Source organism: Sphingobacterium multivorum, from assembly GCF_039511225.1.
Lineage (GTDB): Bacteria > Bacteroidota > Bacteroidia > Sphingobacteriales > Sphingobacteriaceae > Sphingobacterium.
Window position 1 is genome coordinate 3,081,675 of record NZ_CP154261.1, and the last position, 16,607, is coordinate 3,098,281.

At 40.8% G+C, this 16,607-nt stretch carries 13 protein-coding genes; 9 read left to right on the top strand and 4 right to left on the bottom strand.

The window, feature by feature from the left end; translation table 11 throughout:
• Window positions 1-11: 11 nt before the first annotated feature.
• Together AAH582_RS12820 and AAH582_RS12825 are read left to right on the top strand one after the other, a co-directional pair.
• Window positions 12-365: a hypothetical protein gene (locus AAH582_RS12820; RefSeq protein WP_046673481.1), complete on the top strand. Its 354-nt coding sequence runs from the start codon at window positions 12-14 to the stop codon at window positions 363-365.
• Window positions 350-1,546: an oxygenase MpaB family protein gene (locus AAH582_RS12825; RefSeq protein WP_343317832.1), complete on the top strand. Its 1,197-nt coding sequence runs from the start codon at window positions 350-352 to the stop codon at window positions 1,544-1,546. The genes AAH582_RS12820 and AAH582_RS12825 overlap by 16 nt, the downstream gene beginning before the upstream one ends.
• On the opposite strand, the gene recR is transcribed toward AAH582_RS12825, so the two are convergent.
• Entirely contained in the window at window positions 1,543-2,157 is a 615-nt protein-coding gene (gene recR / locus AAH582_RS12830) for a recombination mediator RecR (protein WP_046673482.1), read from the bottom strand. The two genes, AAH582_RS12825 and recR, sit on opposite strands and share 4 nt — an antisense overlap.
• Window positions 2,158-2,271: 114 nt before the next feature.
• On the opposite strand from recR, the gene AAH582_RS12835 reads away from it, so the two are divergent.
• The 6 genes from AAH582_RS12835 (at window position 2,272) to AAH582_RS12860 (ending at window position 11,018) form a co-directional block, all read left to right on the top strand.
• Window positions 2,272-2,976 carry a TIGR00730 family Rossman fold protein gene (locus AAH582_RS12835; RefSeq protein ID WP_046673602.1) on the top strand — a complete coding sequence of 235 codons (705 nt, stop codon included), beginning with the start codon at window positions 2,272-2,274 and terminating at the stop codon, window positions 2,974-2,976.
• A gap of 212 nt (window positions 2,977-3,188) precedes the next feature.
• Complete coding sequence (locus tag AAH582_RS12840; protein ID WP_046673483.1) at window positions 3,189-3,746, top strand: RNA polymerase sigma-70 factor; 558 nt, start codon at window positions 3,189-3,191, stop codon at window positions 3,744-3,746.
• Between the two features lie 67 nt (window positions 3,747-3,813).
• Complete coding sequence (locus AAH582_RS12845; protein WP_336828791.1) at window positions 3,814-4,953, top strand: FecR family protein; 1,140 nt, start codon at window positions 3,814-3,816, stop codon at window positions 4,951-4,953.
• 35 nt (window positions 4,954-4,988) lie between these two features.
• Window positions 4,989-8,261: a TonB-dependent receptor gene (locus AAH582_RS12850; protein ID WP_343317836.1), complete on the top strand. Its 3,273-nt coding sequence runs from the start codon at window positions 4,989-4,991 to the stop codon at window positions 8,259-8,261.
• 18 nt (window positions 8,262-8,279) lie between these two features.
• Window positions 8,280-9,830, top strand: coding sequence for a RagB/SusD family nutrient uptake outer membrane protein (locus AAH582_RS12855; RefSeq protein WP_343317838.1), 1,551 nt, complete (start codon window positions 8,280-8,282; stop codon window positions 9,828-9,830).
• Between the two features lie 66 nt (window positions 9,831-9,896).
• On the top strand, window positions 9,897-11,018 hold the full coding sequence (locus AAH582_RS12860; protein ID WP_343317840.1) for an acyltransferase family protein: 1,122 nt from the start codon (window positions 9,897-9,899) through the stop codon (window positions 11,016-11,018).
• A 560-nt stretch (window positions 11,019-11,578) separates the two neighbouring features.
• Here the strand turns inward: AAH582_RS12860 and AAH582_RS12865 are convergent.
• A complete protein-coding gene (locus AAH582_RS12865; RefSeq protein ID WP_343317842.1) occupies window positions 11,579-13,039 on the bottom strand; it encodes an exonuclease domain-containing protein in 1,461 nt (486 codons plus the stop codon).
• Between the two features lie 179 nt (window positions 13,040-13,218).
• Here AAH582_RS12865 and AAH582_RS12870 point away from each other — a divergent pair, with 179 nt between their 5' ends.
• Window positions 13,219-13,500, top strand: a complete 282-nt coding sequence (locus tag AAH582_RS12870) for a GNAT family N-acetyltransferase (protein WP_343317844.1) — start codon at window positions 13,219-13,221, stop codon at window positions 13,498-13,500.
• Window positions 13,501-13,566: 66 nt separating this feature from the next.
• Here AAH582_RS12870 and hutG read toward each other — a convergent pair whose 3' ends face one another.
• Together hutG and AAH582_RS12880 are read right to left on the bottom strand one after the other, a co-directional pair.
• Complete coding sequence (hutG, locus tag AAH582_RS12875) at window positions 13,567-14,589, bottom strand: formimidoylglutamase (RefSeq protein ID WP_343317846.1); 1,023 nt, start codon at window positions 14,587-14,589, stop codon at window positions 13,567-13,569.
• Complete coding sequence (locus AAH582_RS12880) at window positions 14,586-16,604, bottom strand: urocanate hydratase (protein WP_343317848.1); 2,019 nt, start codon at window positions 16,602-16,604, stop codon at window positions 14,586-14,588. The genes hutG and AAH582_RS12880 overlap by 4 nt, the downstream gene beginning before the upstream one ends.
• Window positions 16,605-16,607 lie beyond the last annotated feature (3 nt).

Consider the following 16,607-nt stretch of genomic DNA (forward strand, 5'->3'; position numbering starts at 1 on the left):
ACTATAATAAAATGGCAGAAATTAGCATCAGAATAGCGATAGAAAAAGACAGTTTAATCATACCGTTCACCGATCAAGAGCTCCTACCATTCGTCGACAAACATCAGAAAGAAATCAATGATTACGTTATCGATCAATTGGAAGATAAAGATGGCGGCCCGCATTTAAGTGACTTTAGCGTCAGCAGGCTAACTTTTTTTGCAGATCAGACAGGCGGCTCTTTTAGACTTCATTTTAAAATTGACCGTCAATTTTGCTGCAGTGATCTTTTATCTTGTCAAACGGATTATATAGACTTTAAATTCAATAAATCAAACAATACAATCACATTAACAGGAGGTTATATATCTTGGACAACTCAATAAAAGAGAGGCGAATACCCGAGCGTTATCAAGTTAATACAACTTCATTTTCTTTCTATTGGTCGAGAGGTCTTGGCGTGGAATTGCTTCGCAAATTGCCGACTAAACCTTCGATCGCGGCTGCCGATCAATGTATACCTTTACTCGATCAATTTGACAATAGCTGCGACCAGCTTGTCGAACAGCTCCACCTAAAAATTGGTTTCCCTCAAGGTCAACAACTGCTCAAAAATGCACTTGCAGGAAAGCCTATTGATGCCGCGTACGAACCCCTATTGCAGAATTTTCTACAGACATTGGATCTTAGTCCCTCTTGGTTAGATTGGGATAAAATAGAGCAAGGCATTGGCCTCAGCCAACGTTCGGGCTTATCAGGACTTGTCGTATTACGGGACTATGTCCTCATGGGGGGCTATGAATCCAGTGCCATCAATAAACCCCTAATTTTTACAGGTGCGTTAAAAAAAGGTGCTGTCAAAAGGCTCACCGAAACGGTCACCTTTTGGGTTGACGTCACAGGTAACAATGCACTGAAAAAGGGTAATATCGGCATTGAGGCCATCCTACTTACCCGATGTATCCATTCGTATGCTCGGTTAAATATTCTAAAGCACGGTCAGTGGCAAACAGAAAAATGGGGCATCCCTTTAAACACTTGGGATATGCTTGCGACCAACCTCGGATTCTCTCTTGTTTATCTAACAGGGCTAAAACGCATGAAATTCAATATATTGAAAAGCGAGGTTGATGGTTTATTCCATGTTTGGAAATTTATCGGGACATTGCTGGGCATTCCCACGGAATTGCTACCCGACACCGAGGAGCAAGCTATTGAAGCGTTGTATTATTGGACGATGACCCAACAATCAGGAGATCAGGATAGTTTAGCCTTAGCAAAAGCGCTCATGGAAGAGCCCATTAAAGCAGCCTACCCTACAAACAAATGGGGACGAAAGCTTATGCGTGAAATTCATCTCTACTACAATCATTATCTATTGGGAGACTATTCGTGTTCATTACTTGGTTTAAGGAAAACGGTACTCGGTAAAATCGCTTATGTGAATATCTTAAAAAATAAAAAAGCAAATCATATGATTACCGACAGCCTATGGCGACAACAACAGATTGACAAAGGAAGAAAGATACACGAGGGTGTGAAACAAATCTATCTGAAATACAATTAACCAACATTGCGCTCGTAAGGCACCCGTGTCGCAATGGACCGTCCTAAGGTCAGTTCATCCACATATTCCAATTCACCACCAAAGGCTATACCGCGGGCAATGGTTGTAATTTTAACATCAAACTCACGCAATTTGCGATATAAATAAAAAATGGTGGTATCCCCTTCCATTGTTGCTGAAAGTGCCAGAATAACTTCTTCCACCTCACCTCTTTGAATTCGATTGAGTAATCCCTCAATTTTTAGATCCGCAGGACCAATACCGTCCATTGGCGAAATTAACCCACCCAATACATGATATACACCTTGATAGGAATTTGTATTTTCAATGGCCATCACATCACGTGTATCTTCCACAACACAAATCAAGCTTTTATCACGTTTAAAGGAGGCACATATCTCACATATACTGTGATCCGAAATATTGAAACATTCCTGGCAATACTGAATATCTTCTTTCAAGCGATCAATAGCGGCTGTAAAACGGGCTACATCCGCATCGGATTGCTTCAGCAGATGCAAAACCAGTCGTAATGCTGTCTTTTGTCCTACGCCTGGTAGTTTTCCAAATTCAGCGACGGCATTCTCAAGAAGTTTAGAAGAAAAATTCATAATGCAAATGTAAGAATAATCAGAAAAAGTAGCTACTATTAAAAAAATAGCTATATTGTATTCCTTTTTGAAAAATTGGAATTTAGAATTAAATGTATAACGTTATATATGGACATTACAAAAGAAGATAAAATTATCCGCGCATTTGAAAACAAAACATGGCAGGAAATTAAAGTTAAGGACTCATGGCAGATTTTTAAAGTGATGTCAGAGTTTGTGGACGGATTTGAGAAATTGGCAAAAATTGGTCCCTGTGTATCGATATTTGGATCGGCACGTACGCCACGTGAACACAAATATTATCAAATGGCGGTCGATATTGCCAGTTTATTGACAGAACGCGGTTATGGTATTATCTCGGGCGGTGGACCTGGAATTATGGAAGCAGCCAATAAAGGTGCTTATGAATCCGGAGGAAAGTCTGTTGGTCTAAATATTGAATTACCATTTGAGCAGTTTCACAACAAATATATTGATCGCGACAAACTACTTGAATTCAAGTACTTTTTCGTCAGAAAAGTGATGTTCATGAAGTATTCTCAGGGTTATATTGTTATGCCAGGAGGCTTTGGAACCATGGATGAGCTTTTTGAAGCAATCACATTGATTCAAACCGGCAAAATTGCACGTTTTCCGATCGTATTGGTTGGCTCTGAATATTGGAAAGGGTTGATGGACTGGGTTCAGAATACAATGATTCCTAACAAATATATCAGCGAAGAAGATTTGAAACTATACCGTATTGTCGATACTGCCGAAGAGGCTGCGGATCATATTTTCCGATTCTACGACAAATACTTGTTGAAACCAAACTTCTAAGAAGTACCTGTAAAAAAAAGAGTACCTGAATCAACAGATACTCTTTTTTTTTGCCTATTTGCCCTCCCCTTGGTCTTTGTAAAATAGGTATTTAGCTGTTCAAAACCAGCTTTTACAGATTAAAGTTGCATTATTGCTAATTTAGTCCCTACATTTATAGCGCGATTCGCATTACACGTCGTTAACCGTAGAAAAACAAATTATTGTCTTGCATGAAAGATTTTGGAGGCCATTCAGATGAAGAGTTGATTGTATTGGTTCAACAAGACGATAGCTTAGCTTTCGAAGCTTTGTATGATCGCTATTGGAAAAAGCTTTATTACCAGGCTGCGCGCAAAACAAATTCGCTGGAAGACGCGCAGGAAATCGTACAAAACATCTTTACTTCGCTTTGGCTGAGACGCCATCAACTCCAAATTGAAAGCAATCTGGCCTCCTACCTCGCTGTGGCCGTTAAATACAAAGTCTTTAAATATCTGGCGCAACAATACAAGCAGGAAGCTTTTAAGTATGACACGGAATGGGTAGATTTTGATAACTCGACGGAAAATTGGCTTCAGTTTGAAGAACTTCGAGTTCGGCTGGATCAGCTTGTTTCGGAACTGCCCGAAAAATGCCAGCTTGTTTTCAAATTATCCCGCGAAGAAGGACTTACTTATAAACAGATCGCTGAGCACATGAACATCTCTGTGAAAACGGTCGAAACCCAATTAGGCCGTGCCTTAAAAAAAATACGCGCTGGTATTCAGCGCTTTCTGATTACTTTGTGATTTTTTTTTCTCTTCTTGTCAGGGTATCAACCCAATCTAGGGACTCTATATATAAATAACCCTAAATATGGTTGATCATAATCAATTCCGGATAAAGCAATTGGCTTACAAATGGCTTCAAGGCACATGTACCCCTGAAGAGGAAGCCGAATTGCAAGAGTGGTATGAAACAAGTAATGGCGAACCTCTCCCTATTCCTGAGGGGCTGGCAACCGATGAACAACAACTCAAAGAGCTGTTATTTTCCAATATTAAGCAGGAAATCCAAGCGTCAAAAATCAGGCGAATTCCGCAACGGGTGAAGTTGGGTGGAATAGCTGCTGCTTTGGCACTGTTGTTTATATTACCCCTTTACCTTGTTAAAAGAACATCTGGAGATAGCCAGCAGGTAGCCGTGAAGATGCAACAACAGGTTCACCCGGGCATTAAGGCAGCCGTATTAACTTTAGCCGATGGAACTAAAATTGACCTTTCTGCCCAGCAACAGCGCGTTCTCCATCAGGATGAACAGGTGAAAGTCGTTACCACTGCTTCCGGAACCGTGCAATATCAATTTACAGCCAGCAGGAATACTGCTACAAGCCGTACCAATACCATTGAAACCCCGATTGGAACAGAGTATACGATCATTTTGGCCGATGGCAGTAAGGTGTGGCTAAATGCTGGATCCGTGCTGACGTTTCCTGAATCTTTTGCGTCGAATAGCCGGGAAGTAAAATTATCTGGGGAGGGCTATTTTGAGGTCAGCCACGATAGCAAGCGCCCCTTCTATGTGCGATCCAATGAACAGACCATTCGTGTATTCGGAACTCATTTTAATGTACGCTCTTATCCAAATGAAAACAATAAAACCACACTTATAGCCGGTTCTGTACAAGTCTCGCAATTCGGTAAGTCAAAAATGCTGAAACCTGGTCAAGCAGCATTTACCACTGGCGGGAATCTTATCGTAGCAGAAGCCAATATCGAAGAAGCAATGGCCTGGAAAAATGGTTTTTTCTATTTCGAATCGACACCCATTAAAGATGCGCTTGCCGCCATAAAACGCTGGTATAATGTGGATATCGTGTATAAAGGAACAAATGAAAAGCGTGAACTGACAGGTAAGATAAAACGCAATTCAACTGCCCAGCAACTGGTTGAGACCCTCAACTTTCTGGATATAAAATGCCGATTGGAAAACAATAAAATTGAAGTTGAACTCTAAATTATCTAATATAAAACAAACTTACCCAACTAATTATGTATAAACTTAAAACCATCCAAGGGGCTGGTAAAAAGGCAAAACTATTTGCTGCTTTACTTGCTATCCAATGCGTTTCCCATGCAAATAATTTGGCGATGGCGAATGTAAACCAATCTAAAATCAAGTTACAAGACAAGGAATACACTTTGGCAAAGTTTGCTAAAGAAATCGAGCGTCAGAGTTCTTATGTGTTTCTGTACGATAACTCACAGATCAATGATAACCAAAAAATCCGCATAAACCATAAAGATGGTTCTATTGTTGAAATTCTGGATGACAACCTGAAAGAGCTGTCGTATTCATACAAAATTGTCAACAACACCATTGTCCTAAAAAAGAAAATAAATGACATACCTTTAAGAAACACGATCAATATACAACAGCTTGTCAAAGGGCGCGTTACCGATGGCGACGGTAAAGCATTAACAGGGGTCACCATCCGCAATACAACAACAGGTAAACAGACGGAAACAGACAGCAAAGGTGAGTTTTCAATTGAAGCGACTCCTACACATCAGCTCAGCTTTAGTTCAATAGGTTATGAGACTATCAGTAGTACGGTAGGTTCCAATAGTTACCTCAATATACAGCTAAAAACTGCCAACAACCAACTGGAACAGATCGTTGTAGTCGGTTTTGGAACACAGAAGAAAAAAGACATCACGGGAGCCATTGCAACCATGAGTACAAAAGATATTGAAGATCGCCCTGTGACCCAATTAGCGAGTGCTATGGAGGGCAAAATGGCGGGGGTGGAAATTGTAAAATCTTCCGGACAACCTCAAGCTGGCTTCTCTATTCGCGTTCGCGGAACTTCAACAATTACTGCAGGTAGTAATCCATTATACATTGTAGATGGTGTTCCTACTGAAAACATATCGGAGCTCAATCCATCCGATATTCAAAGCATTTCTGTATTAAAGGATGCTGCTTCAGCCGCTGTCTATGGATCTTCTGGCGCAAATGGCGTTGTATTGATTACAACCAAAAGAGGAACAAACGGTAAGACACAGGTAAATTTCGAAACCTATCAAGGATTTTCAGCCATCAGAAAAAAGCCTAGTGTTCTAAATGCGGCACAATATAGAGAATTAATGACTGAGATGGGAGAAGCCTTGGATTGGTCGAAATATACCGCTGATACAAACTGGCCAGATCAGCTATTCCGCACCGGTTACAGCCAAAAATACCAGGCTTCAGTACGCGGTGGAGATGAAAAGACAGGGTTTTACATCTCGGGATCTTATCAAAAAGATAATGGTACGGTAATTACCAATACAGTTAATAAAGTCAATTTCAAGGTTAATTTGGATCATCAGATCAATAAAATCTTTAAGGTGGGGACCAGCTTATCTTACAACCGTTGGTACGACGTGGACATTACCGAGAACTCCCGAAATGGAGTCATCATGAACGCTTATCTAGGCTCTCCAGTAATCGGCATATATGGCGATAAAGGTGCTTTCACAGTGGATCCATTCTATACAGATCTTGACAACCCCGTTGCATTGGCAACAGGTAACGAGCACAGCTATATCAACAACAGATTTACAGGAAATGCCTTTGTGGAAGCCAATATCCTACCTGGATTAAAATTCAAATCGCTGTTTGGGTATGAGAAATTTAACAACCAGTACCGCAGTTTTGTGGATCCGTTCCGCACGACAGAGGGTAGAAAATATAAAGGAATGGCGACGCTCCAGCAGCAGGACAATCAGTATTGGATGTCCGAAAATACATTAAACTATGACAAAACCTTTAGTGATAAACACCACTTTACAGGCTTATTAGGCTATATTACAACGAAAACACAAACAACAACCTCAAATATTGCTACGCAAAATTTTGCTAATCCAGCAATCCACACGGTCAATGGTGGTTCGATGATCACAGCGATGCCTACGGCAGTAGACGCCGCTGTATCCACTGTATCTGGCATCGCAAAAATTGGTTATGATTATAACGACAAGTACCTATTTACAGCAAATCTGCGGGCTGACGCATCATCTGTGTTTGGGCCAAATAACCGTTGGGGTTACTTCCCTTCTTTCTCTGCTGGCTGGCGTTTATCCAATGAGGATTTCTTCAGTTCGCTAAAAAGCACTGTAAACGATTTGAAAATCCGTGCGAGCTGGGGTAAAGTTGGGAATAGCCAAATTCCGGCCTTTTCCTATCTCGGTTTAGTCGACGTGACAGGATCATATAACATCGGCGACCAAGTTGTACCCGGTTATACGCCTGCTACCCTGGACAATCCCAATTTAAAATGGGAAACAACAAACCAGACCGATATTGGTGTGGATGCCAGTTTCTTTAATTCGAGATTGATATTTGGTGCAGATTATTATGCAAAAAGGACTGTAGGCCTACTTCTCAACTCAAGAGTTCCGTACAGTTCGGGCTATAGAACTGCGCTGAAAAACCTCGGCGACCTACAAAATAGAGGTTTTGAATTCGAATTGAGTAGCCGAAATTTCGTTCACGATTTCAAATGGAATACAACAGTGACATTCGGACTCAATCGCAATAAAGTCCTGAATATTGATGGCGGAACTTATTATGACGGAAATATCGATGGTCGGGGTAATAGTACGATTGCAAAAGAAGGCGTTGCATTGGGGTCCTTCTGGGGCTATGGCGCAAAAGGCGTCAATCCAGAGACCGGAGATATGATCTATCAGATGGCCGATCCGGAAGCAGGTCTCCAAACGAGTGATATGGCTATCATTGGTCATGCTACACCAAAATTCTCTTATGGCATGACCAACGATTTCAGCTATAAGAACTTCAACTTTTCCTTTTTCTTACAAGGTGTACAGGGAAATGATATCCTTAATGCGACGCGCATTTATACAGAAGGTATGTGGGAACCGAGAAACCAAAGTGTTGCCGTGTTAAACAGATGGACTGTTGATAACAAAAATAGTACTATGCCACGTCCAGATCTAAACAATACAGATGACAACTACAATTCACAAATTTCCTCCCGTTTTGTAGAGAAAGGTTCCTACCTCAGGGTAAAATCGATGACCTTGGCCTATACGCTACCTAAACAAGTGCTTGAAAGATGGAAGCTCAATAAGGTCCGTTTTTACGTGACGGGCGAGAATCTGTTAACATTCACCAAATACTCGGGTTTGGATCCCGAGGTAAGTATGTATGGTGGAACTAACCAGGAAACCGTGAGTGCCAATATGGCGCCGGGTATCGATTTTGGTACTTCGCCGCAGGCACGCACCTTTATTGTTGGTTTAAACCTAACTTTTTAACCTTTTAGCTTACAAAAAATGAAATCAACTAGATATACGTCATTAGCCATAGCCTTATTGACATCGCTTACTCTAAATTCCTGCAAAAAGTTTTTAGATCTTCAACCTACTTCCACGGTAACGAGCGAAAATGCCTATCTCACCGGAGACAATATTGAGAAAGCATTAAACGGAGCCTATAATTCTTTCATAGGCAATGGCACCCGTCCAGGAAGCAATGCCAATTATTATCAATGGGAAATGATTCTGCAAACAGATATTCGCTCTGATAATGCCCATGCTGCCGGTGGTGGGGAAATAGATTTTGCGCAAATTGACTATAATACCATTACCAATACCAATGAAATGGTACGCAGGGATTGGGAAGAACTGTATGGAGCAATCTCAAAATGCAATATCGTTATTGACAACGTTGATAAAGTCACAGATCCTACTTTTTCGGACGAAAGACGCAAACAAATTCTTGGAGAAGCTTCATTTTTAAGGGCCTTCCATTATTATCAATTGGTCAAACTTTATGGTGGTGTGCCCTTGGAAAAACACTCCAACAGTACAGATGCAGAAGTATTACGCATCAAGCGATCAACTGTAGCCGAGGTTTATGATTTTATCGATTCGGATCTGCAAGTTGCTGCAAACAACCTACCCGATGGATTTGGGCAACCTTCCATTGACAAGGTCAGAGCAACAAAAGGGGCTGCAAATGCCTTACTGACCAAGATATGGGCACAACGCCCTGATCGAGATTACAATAAGGTATTGCAATACGCCGATGCAGTGATCGCTGGAAAAGGTGGTTACCAGCTCCTTCAAAACTATGCGGATCTTTTTGACGGCAAACACAACTATAATAGTGAATCTATCATTGAGATTCCCTACATCGCCGGCAGTCCCAATCTAAGCTGCTGGGGTGGCGCGTTCTTTTTCCCGGATCTTGATGAAAATGGCAAAATCAACGAAAACGAATGGCGCCGATATGGAACACCATCGAAAGATCTTGTCGAAGCTTATGACAATGCTGGCGACACCGAACGAAAGAACGCCAACATTTGGTTCTATTCAGTTCCTTGGGCGGATGAATTTTGGAATCCCTGCGGAGATGCTGCGACAGAAATCCCATTTAACGTAAAGCAAAAACATGCCAATAGCTTCCAAAGTGGCGATCATTTTTACCTTTTACGACTTGCGGACATCATTCTGCTCAAAGCAGAAGCTCAAAACGCACTGGGAAATACTTCAGGGGCAATAAATACCCTTAATGTCGTCCGTCATCGCGCAGGGCTCGCCAATTTATCCGGTATCAGCTCCAGTGCCCTAAAGGCCATCATTCTCAACGAGCGCCGATTAGAACTAGCTTTCGAAGGGCAACGGTGGGATGATTTAAACCGTTATGGTGTCACAGTAGATGTGATGAATAAATTAAATGAAATCAAATTTACATGCGATGACGGCAAACAGAGCAATGCCACGTTGATTAAGTATAATTTTAACCAAAATAGCCTGCTCCTTCCAATACCATTATTGGAACTGCAGGCAAACCCTAGCCTAACTCAAAATCCAGGCTATTAATTAGACCAAACATAGGCTGTTCAAAGAAGTATCCTTGAACAGCCTTTTTTACCAATACACTTTATTATGACTCGTTTTAAATCACTGGATATTTTCCGTGGGTTTACACTCGCGGCTATGATTCTCGTCAATAATCCTGGCAACTATCATCATGTATTTCCTCCACTTGAACATTCCATTTGGCATGGATGTACGTTTACAGATCTTATATTTCCATTTTTCCTATTTGCTGTCGGAAACGCTATGGCATTTTCCTTAAAAAACAGCGACCAGTTAGCACCCACACGATATTGGAATAAAATTCTCAAGAGAACAATCATCCTTTTTCTACTTGGTCTGTTTTTAAATATTTTCCCCTTTGCGGAATGGAATAGTCTTCACCAGCTCGAGTGGATTCCCTTTGCCAAGTACAGGTATTTTGGGGTGCTGCAGCGTATTGCAATCTGCTATTTTAGCACGGCAATGATACTATACTATTTTAGGGATAAAGGTGCTGCAGTTATTAGTATCTTCCTTCTACTCCTCTATTGGCTAATTTGCTATTACGGTAATCCAGCAGATCCTTATAGTCTGGATGGTTGGTTTGGAACGACACTAGATATCCGAATCTTTGGTGCTTCCCACCTCTATCACGGCGAAGGAACAGCATTTGATCCAGAGGATGTCTGGAGCGTATTTCCGGCCATCAGTCAAACGATATTCGGGTATATCACAGGAAAATACATTATTCAAAAACTGACCGGCAAAAGTGAGCTGATGAACCTATTTGTCGTAGGCCTGGTCTTTATTTTAGTGGGCTATCTATGGTCATTTGCTTTTCCTATTAATAAGAAAATCTGGACCAGCAGTTACTGCGTATTCACAACGGGTATTGCCATCTCTTTTCTTGGTATATTAATCTATCTCATCGAATTTCAAAACATCAGAGGGATATTTTATACTGTCTTTGACGACTTCGGCAGGAATACACTATTTATCTATTGTCTTAGCGGGCTACTCCCTACGATTTGTTCATTTATTCTCATTGGGGATAAACATCAAAACCTTTGGAACTTTAGCTATCATTTCCTGTTTGATGGTTGGCAAAATCAACAATTATCCTCCGCGTTATTTGCATTGCTATTTGTCGCTTTGAATTGGTTGATCGCCTATTATTTACGAAAGAAAAAGATCTATATCAAAATCTAGGTCAAGGTATCTTTGGGTTAAAATAAGTGAATCTGAATTAGGAATAAAAAAAAGGGCCAAAGGCCCTTTTTATATATAAAGATATGGATAAGATATACCGCAGCTACTTTTAGAAAACGCCCCATCTTTGTTTTACTAATTCCGCTATTACAGTACGCTGACACTAAAGTAACTTAAACTAACTATAGAGAGAAAAAACTTAGGGGGACAAAAGGGGGACAAATATTAATCAATTGAAAACCAATAAATTGAAACATACACTTCAAATAAAAAAAACACTGATTTATTTTGAATAATCAAAATAAAAGTAGTACTTCACCTAAAATTCTTGTTCGGAAATATAAAAAAAAGAAAACCTGAGGTTGGGAGCCCCAGGTTTTTAACTAACCAATTATTAACCTAAATTATGAAAAGTCTTTTTTAATATTCTACACAAAGAATATTTCAACTATTGGACCAAAATCGCGCGCGATTTGCGATTTCACATTTCTTTAACAGATTACTGAGATTGAAATGACTAAACGGAAAAAATTCCCAAAATATAAATTGAAAATATGCTGTTAATAGAAATTAAAAAGACTATTCGGGGCCATTTTCTCGTAAGAGAAAGTAGGCTCTGCCGCAACGTCAGGTAAAATCTTTGATTTTGTTAAGAAATGTACTTTAGCGGGATGTCTTTCTGCTGCCATTTTGACCAATTCCATCATGTAGTGATTACTCTGATATCTTTTAACTTGTCCTTTTATATCTTCAAACCCGTTGTACTGGCCGTATTGATCTATATATCCCATTCCATAAAAAACACCATTTTCAATAACAATGCAACTTTTTTCATCGGAATTACGTCCTTTATCGATCAATATAAAGGATGGTTGCTGTTTGAGCCAATCCTCAATACAACGTTCCACCCGGGTATTGTGTAGGTCTCGATCGGGCAATTCGGTCTTCTTGATGGATTTCGTAGACAAACTGGCGTGCCCAAACTGACAAAATTGCGGATTAATAGCGTCATGCTGAATAAAGCTTTGCAGCAACTGAATAGCGTCATATTCACGCTGAAACAGCTGAATACATGCTTGTCCCCTTGTCGTCTTCCCTATAGCCAGATGGAGATAGCCATTTTGGTCCTCATAAGAAAATAAACCGAATTTAGGCTCATACCGTTTAAGTGCCCTATTATATTTTGGCCAGAACTTTTTAATTTCCGCACATTCCAATAACAATGACATTAGCTCAGTTCCGCAGCACTCATAACTTATATGATGAATTTCTTTTAAGAAATGTTGCCTTTGTGCTTGAATACTATTTCCTGTAAAATGGGACAATACTCTTTTTTTTATATTTACGGCCTTACCGACATAAATTACTTTTCCAGCTTTGTCGTGAAAATAATAGACCCCGGGCTCATTGGGCAATTGTTCATATTCCAAGGGATTTAAATGCGGTGGAAAACGTTGATCTAGCGCTTTATGTTTAATCATATCCTGAAATACCTGTTCGGTATCTAGCACTTTCAAATAAGCAAAGAGAATGGCTGTCGCATCGGCATCGCCACCCGCACGGTGCCTATTTTCAATCGGGATATCCAAGTAATCACATAGACGTCCCAAACTATAGGACAATAATCCGGGCTTGATTTTTCGGGCATAGCGTACTGTACATAATTTTATTGCTGACCACTCGAAGCCCGATTCCTGAAGCTGAAACCGAATGAATGAATAATCAAAGTTTACATTATGCGCAACAAAAATACGGTCTTTGAGCATTCCATAAATGTGTTCGGCAACTTGATCAAATAATGGAGCATCCTTCACCATGTCATTGTCTATGCCCGTAAGCGCAAAAATTGAATTCGGAATTTCTTTCCCTGGATTAACCAAGGTCTCCCAACGTTCTAAAACCTGGTTACCATCATGAATAACAATGGCAACTTCGGTGATCCGGCTCGATTTTGCATGGCCACCTGTAGTCTCTATGTCCACAATGGCAAATTCTTGTCTTTTGCTTTGATTTACACTCATAACGCAAAGCAAACATACTAAAAATATTAGCTATCTAAAAGAATCACTGCAATTTTACAAAACACAAAGGCCAATTATGCCATCTAACTGATAAAATAGCTGTTTTTCTAAACTACTGTTCATGTTATATATTGCAGGATTTTGTTTATTTTGTACTTTTCATTCATTAAATCATGCTCATGGAAGTAATACATAAAAATGACGATAAACATGGTAGCTTCGAGGTTATCGATCAGGAAAAGTCGGTTGCCCAAATGACTTATACCTGGGCTGGCCCCACAAAATTCATTATAGACCATACAGAAGTAAGTTCTGAATATGCAGGAAAAGGGCTAGGCAAACAGCTATTGATGGCAGCAGTGACTTATGCACGTCAAGAAAATTTAAAAATTATGCCTTTATGTCCTTTTGCAAAATCAGTTTTTGATAAGGATCCGACATTAGCCGATGTGCTTTTTTAAGGCCTCGACCAATATGCAAAAAGATGGTTAGATTGCGACAGCAATCTAACCATCTTTTTTTCATGTTTACTTGCTGGACAGTTGCTGATCAAATTTAATGGCAAGTTTGTTTATCAACTTAAAGATCAGATCAGCTGTTAATTTCGCCGTTCTAGAATCGATATCAAAATGGGGGTTACATTCAGCAAAATCGACAGATTTTAAGTTGGGCAGATCCAGTAGAATATCGTAGATCGTAAAGAACAAATGATCGGGGACTATACCGTTAAATGCCAATGCACTTACTCCCGGCGCATAAGCTGCAGCGAAAGCATCAAGATCAACCGTCAAATACACATAATCTACTGATTTGGCAAAACGTACAATTTTGTCGCGAATGAGATCAAGTTTCTCAACGACCAGACTCTCTCGCGCTATAATCTGGACTTTCTTCGCTTTGGCATAGTCGAGCAATCCTTTGGTATTACTAATTTCTTGAATACCAATTGCCAAGTAATGAAATGGCAAACCTGCATTGGACTGGTCCTGCTCGATTTGATAGAAACCCGTTCCCGAGTTCCCTTTGCCGTCCTGCAATGGGCGGATGTCTAAATGGGCATCCAAATTAATAATGCCTAGACTTTGATTACGGCTCTTAAGAAATTCTTTAACACCCAAATAATGGCCATAGGTTATTTCATGGCCGCCACCCAAGATGACTGGAAATCCTTCTTGTTCAAGAATACAATTTAAGGCACAACCTAAACCCTGCTGCGACAACTCTAAATCACTGTCTTTTATCAATATATCACCACAATCTTTAAGTTGTAGTTTATCTGAAAAATGTACAGGAAGGTTTGTTAAAATATTCCGAAGTGCTGTGGGGCCGTCCTTGGCTCCTACACGACCTTGATTGCGTCCAACACCCTCATCGCTACAGAATCCCAGAAAAGCGACGGACTGTCTTAAATCGGGCTGCTCGAGAAGATCAACACAATCCATTAATTGATGCCAACGCATCCATTCACGATCCTGGCCATCGGTACGTCCCTTCCATACCGCTTGGTCACCTTTACTGTATATTTCGGGATTATGTAACAAAAAGTTCATTCGCTCTGATCAAATAATTGTTCAATAATATCATCATCTACAAGTTGAGCACGCGTGACTTGCAATGTCGTATTTCTTTCCAATGCACGATCTAATGCTTGGTTGGCCTCCTTATTTCTAGCCCAAGCGCGCCTAGCAATCCCATTATTGACATCAAAATACAACATCTTTTCCAATTTAACAGCTGCTTCTCCTGAACCATCGAGTAGTAGACCAAAGCCTCCGTTGATAACCTCACCCCAACCGACTCCACCGCCATTGTGGATAGAGACCCAGGTGGCCCCCCGGAAACTGTCTCCGATGACATTATGAATTGCCATATCGGCGGTATATTGACTTCCATCATAAATATTACTGGTCTCCCGATAAGGTGAATCGGTACCGCTAACATCATGGTGGTCTCTTCCCAATACAATGGGTGCTTCAAACAGGCCACTCTTTACAGCTTCATTAAAAGCCTTTGCTATCGCAATACGTCCATTGGAGTCTGCATAAAGAATACGCGCCTGAGAGCCTACCACAAGTCTATTTTTTCCAGCTTCTTTAATCCATTGTATATTATCTTGCATCTGCTGCTGAATTTCCATTGGGGCTTCTGTTCGGAGATTTTCCAAAACTGTCATGGCTATTTCGTCTGATTTTTGAAGATCCGAAGCTTTTCCAGACGTACAAACCCACCGAAAAGGTCCAAAACCATAGTCGAAACACATTGGGCCAAGAATATCTTGTACATAAGATGGGTAGCGGAATTGATCCTTATCGTCATTCCATACCGCTGCACCAGCGCGACTGCTTTCCAATAGAAATGCATTACCGTAATCAAAGAAATAGGTTCCCTTGGATACATGCTTATTGATGGCATCGACATGCCGTATCAAGCTTTCTTGTACGCATTGCTTAAATCGATCAGGATCACTCGCCAATAAAGCATTCGATTCTGCAAAGGTCAGCCCCATCGGATAATAGCCTCCAGACCAAGGATTATGTAAAGATGTCTGATCAGATCCTACAGTGACGTGGATATTTTCGCGATCAAAAGCCTCCCACACTTCGACAATATTACCGATATAGGCGAAAGATATCGTTTCTTTTTGATCCATCGCCGACTGTACCTGTTCAACGAGCTCATCGATGTTTTCGATCAATCGGTCTACCCAACCTTGTTCATGCCGTTTTTTTGCTGCAGCGGGATTTATTTCAGCGCATACGGTGATACATCCGGCAATATTACCTGCTTTAGGTTGTGCGCCACTCATTCCCCCCAAGCCAGAAGTTAAAAATACTTTACCTTGAATTGTATCATTTGCTGTTAAATGTTTTCGGAAAGCATTCATGACCGTAATTGTAGTACCATGCACAATACCCTGCGGACCAATATACATATAGGAACCTGCAGTCATCTGTCCATATTGCGTAACGCCTAAAGCATTAAAACGCTCCCAGTCATCCGGTTTCGAATAGTTTGGAATCATCATTCCATTCGTTACAACGACACGTGGTGCATGTTGTGACGACGGGAAAAGACCCATGGGATGACCACTGTAGAGATGTAAAGTTTGTTCATCTGACATCTGCGAAAGATACTGCATGGTGAGGCGATATTGAGCCCAATTTTGGAAAACAGCTCCATTCCCACCATACGTAATCAGTTCATGGGGATGTTGGGCTACAGCCGGATCAAGGTTATTTTGAATCATCAGCATAATCGCTGCCGCTTGCTTACTCCCTGCTGGATAGTCAGCTATCGGTCGAGCGTGCATCGCATATTGGGGCCTAAAGCGGTACATGTAGATTCGGCCGTAACTACGGAGCTCCTCTAAAAATTCAGGTGCTAAAACGGTATGCCATTGTTTGGGGAAATAGCGTAATGCATTCCGTAAAGCCAGCTTCTCTTCCGACCTGGTGAGAATATCCTTTCGTCGGGGGGCATGGCTTATGGTATGATCTCGCTCTACTTTTGGGGGCAATACGGTCGGAATACCTTCCGCCACCTCGTTCTTAAATGTATCTTCCATGTT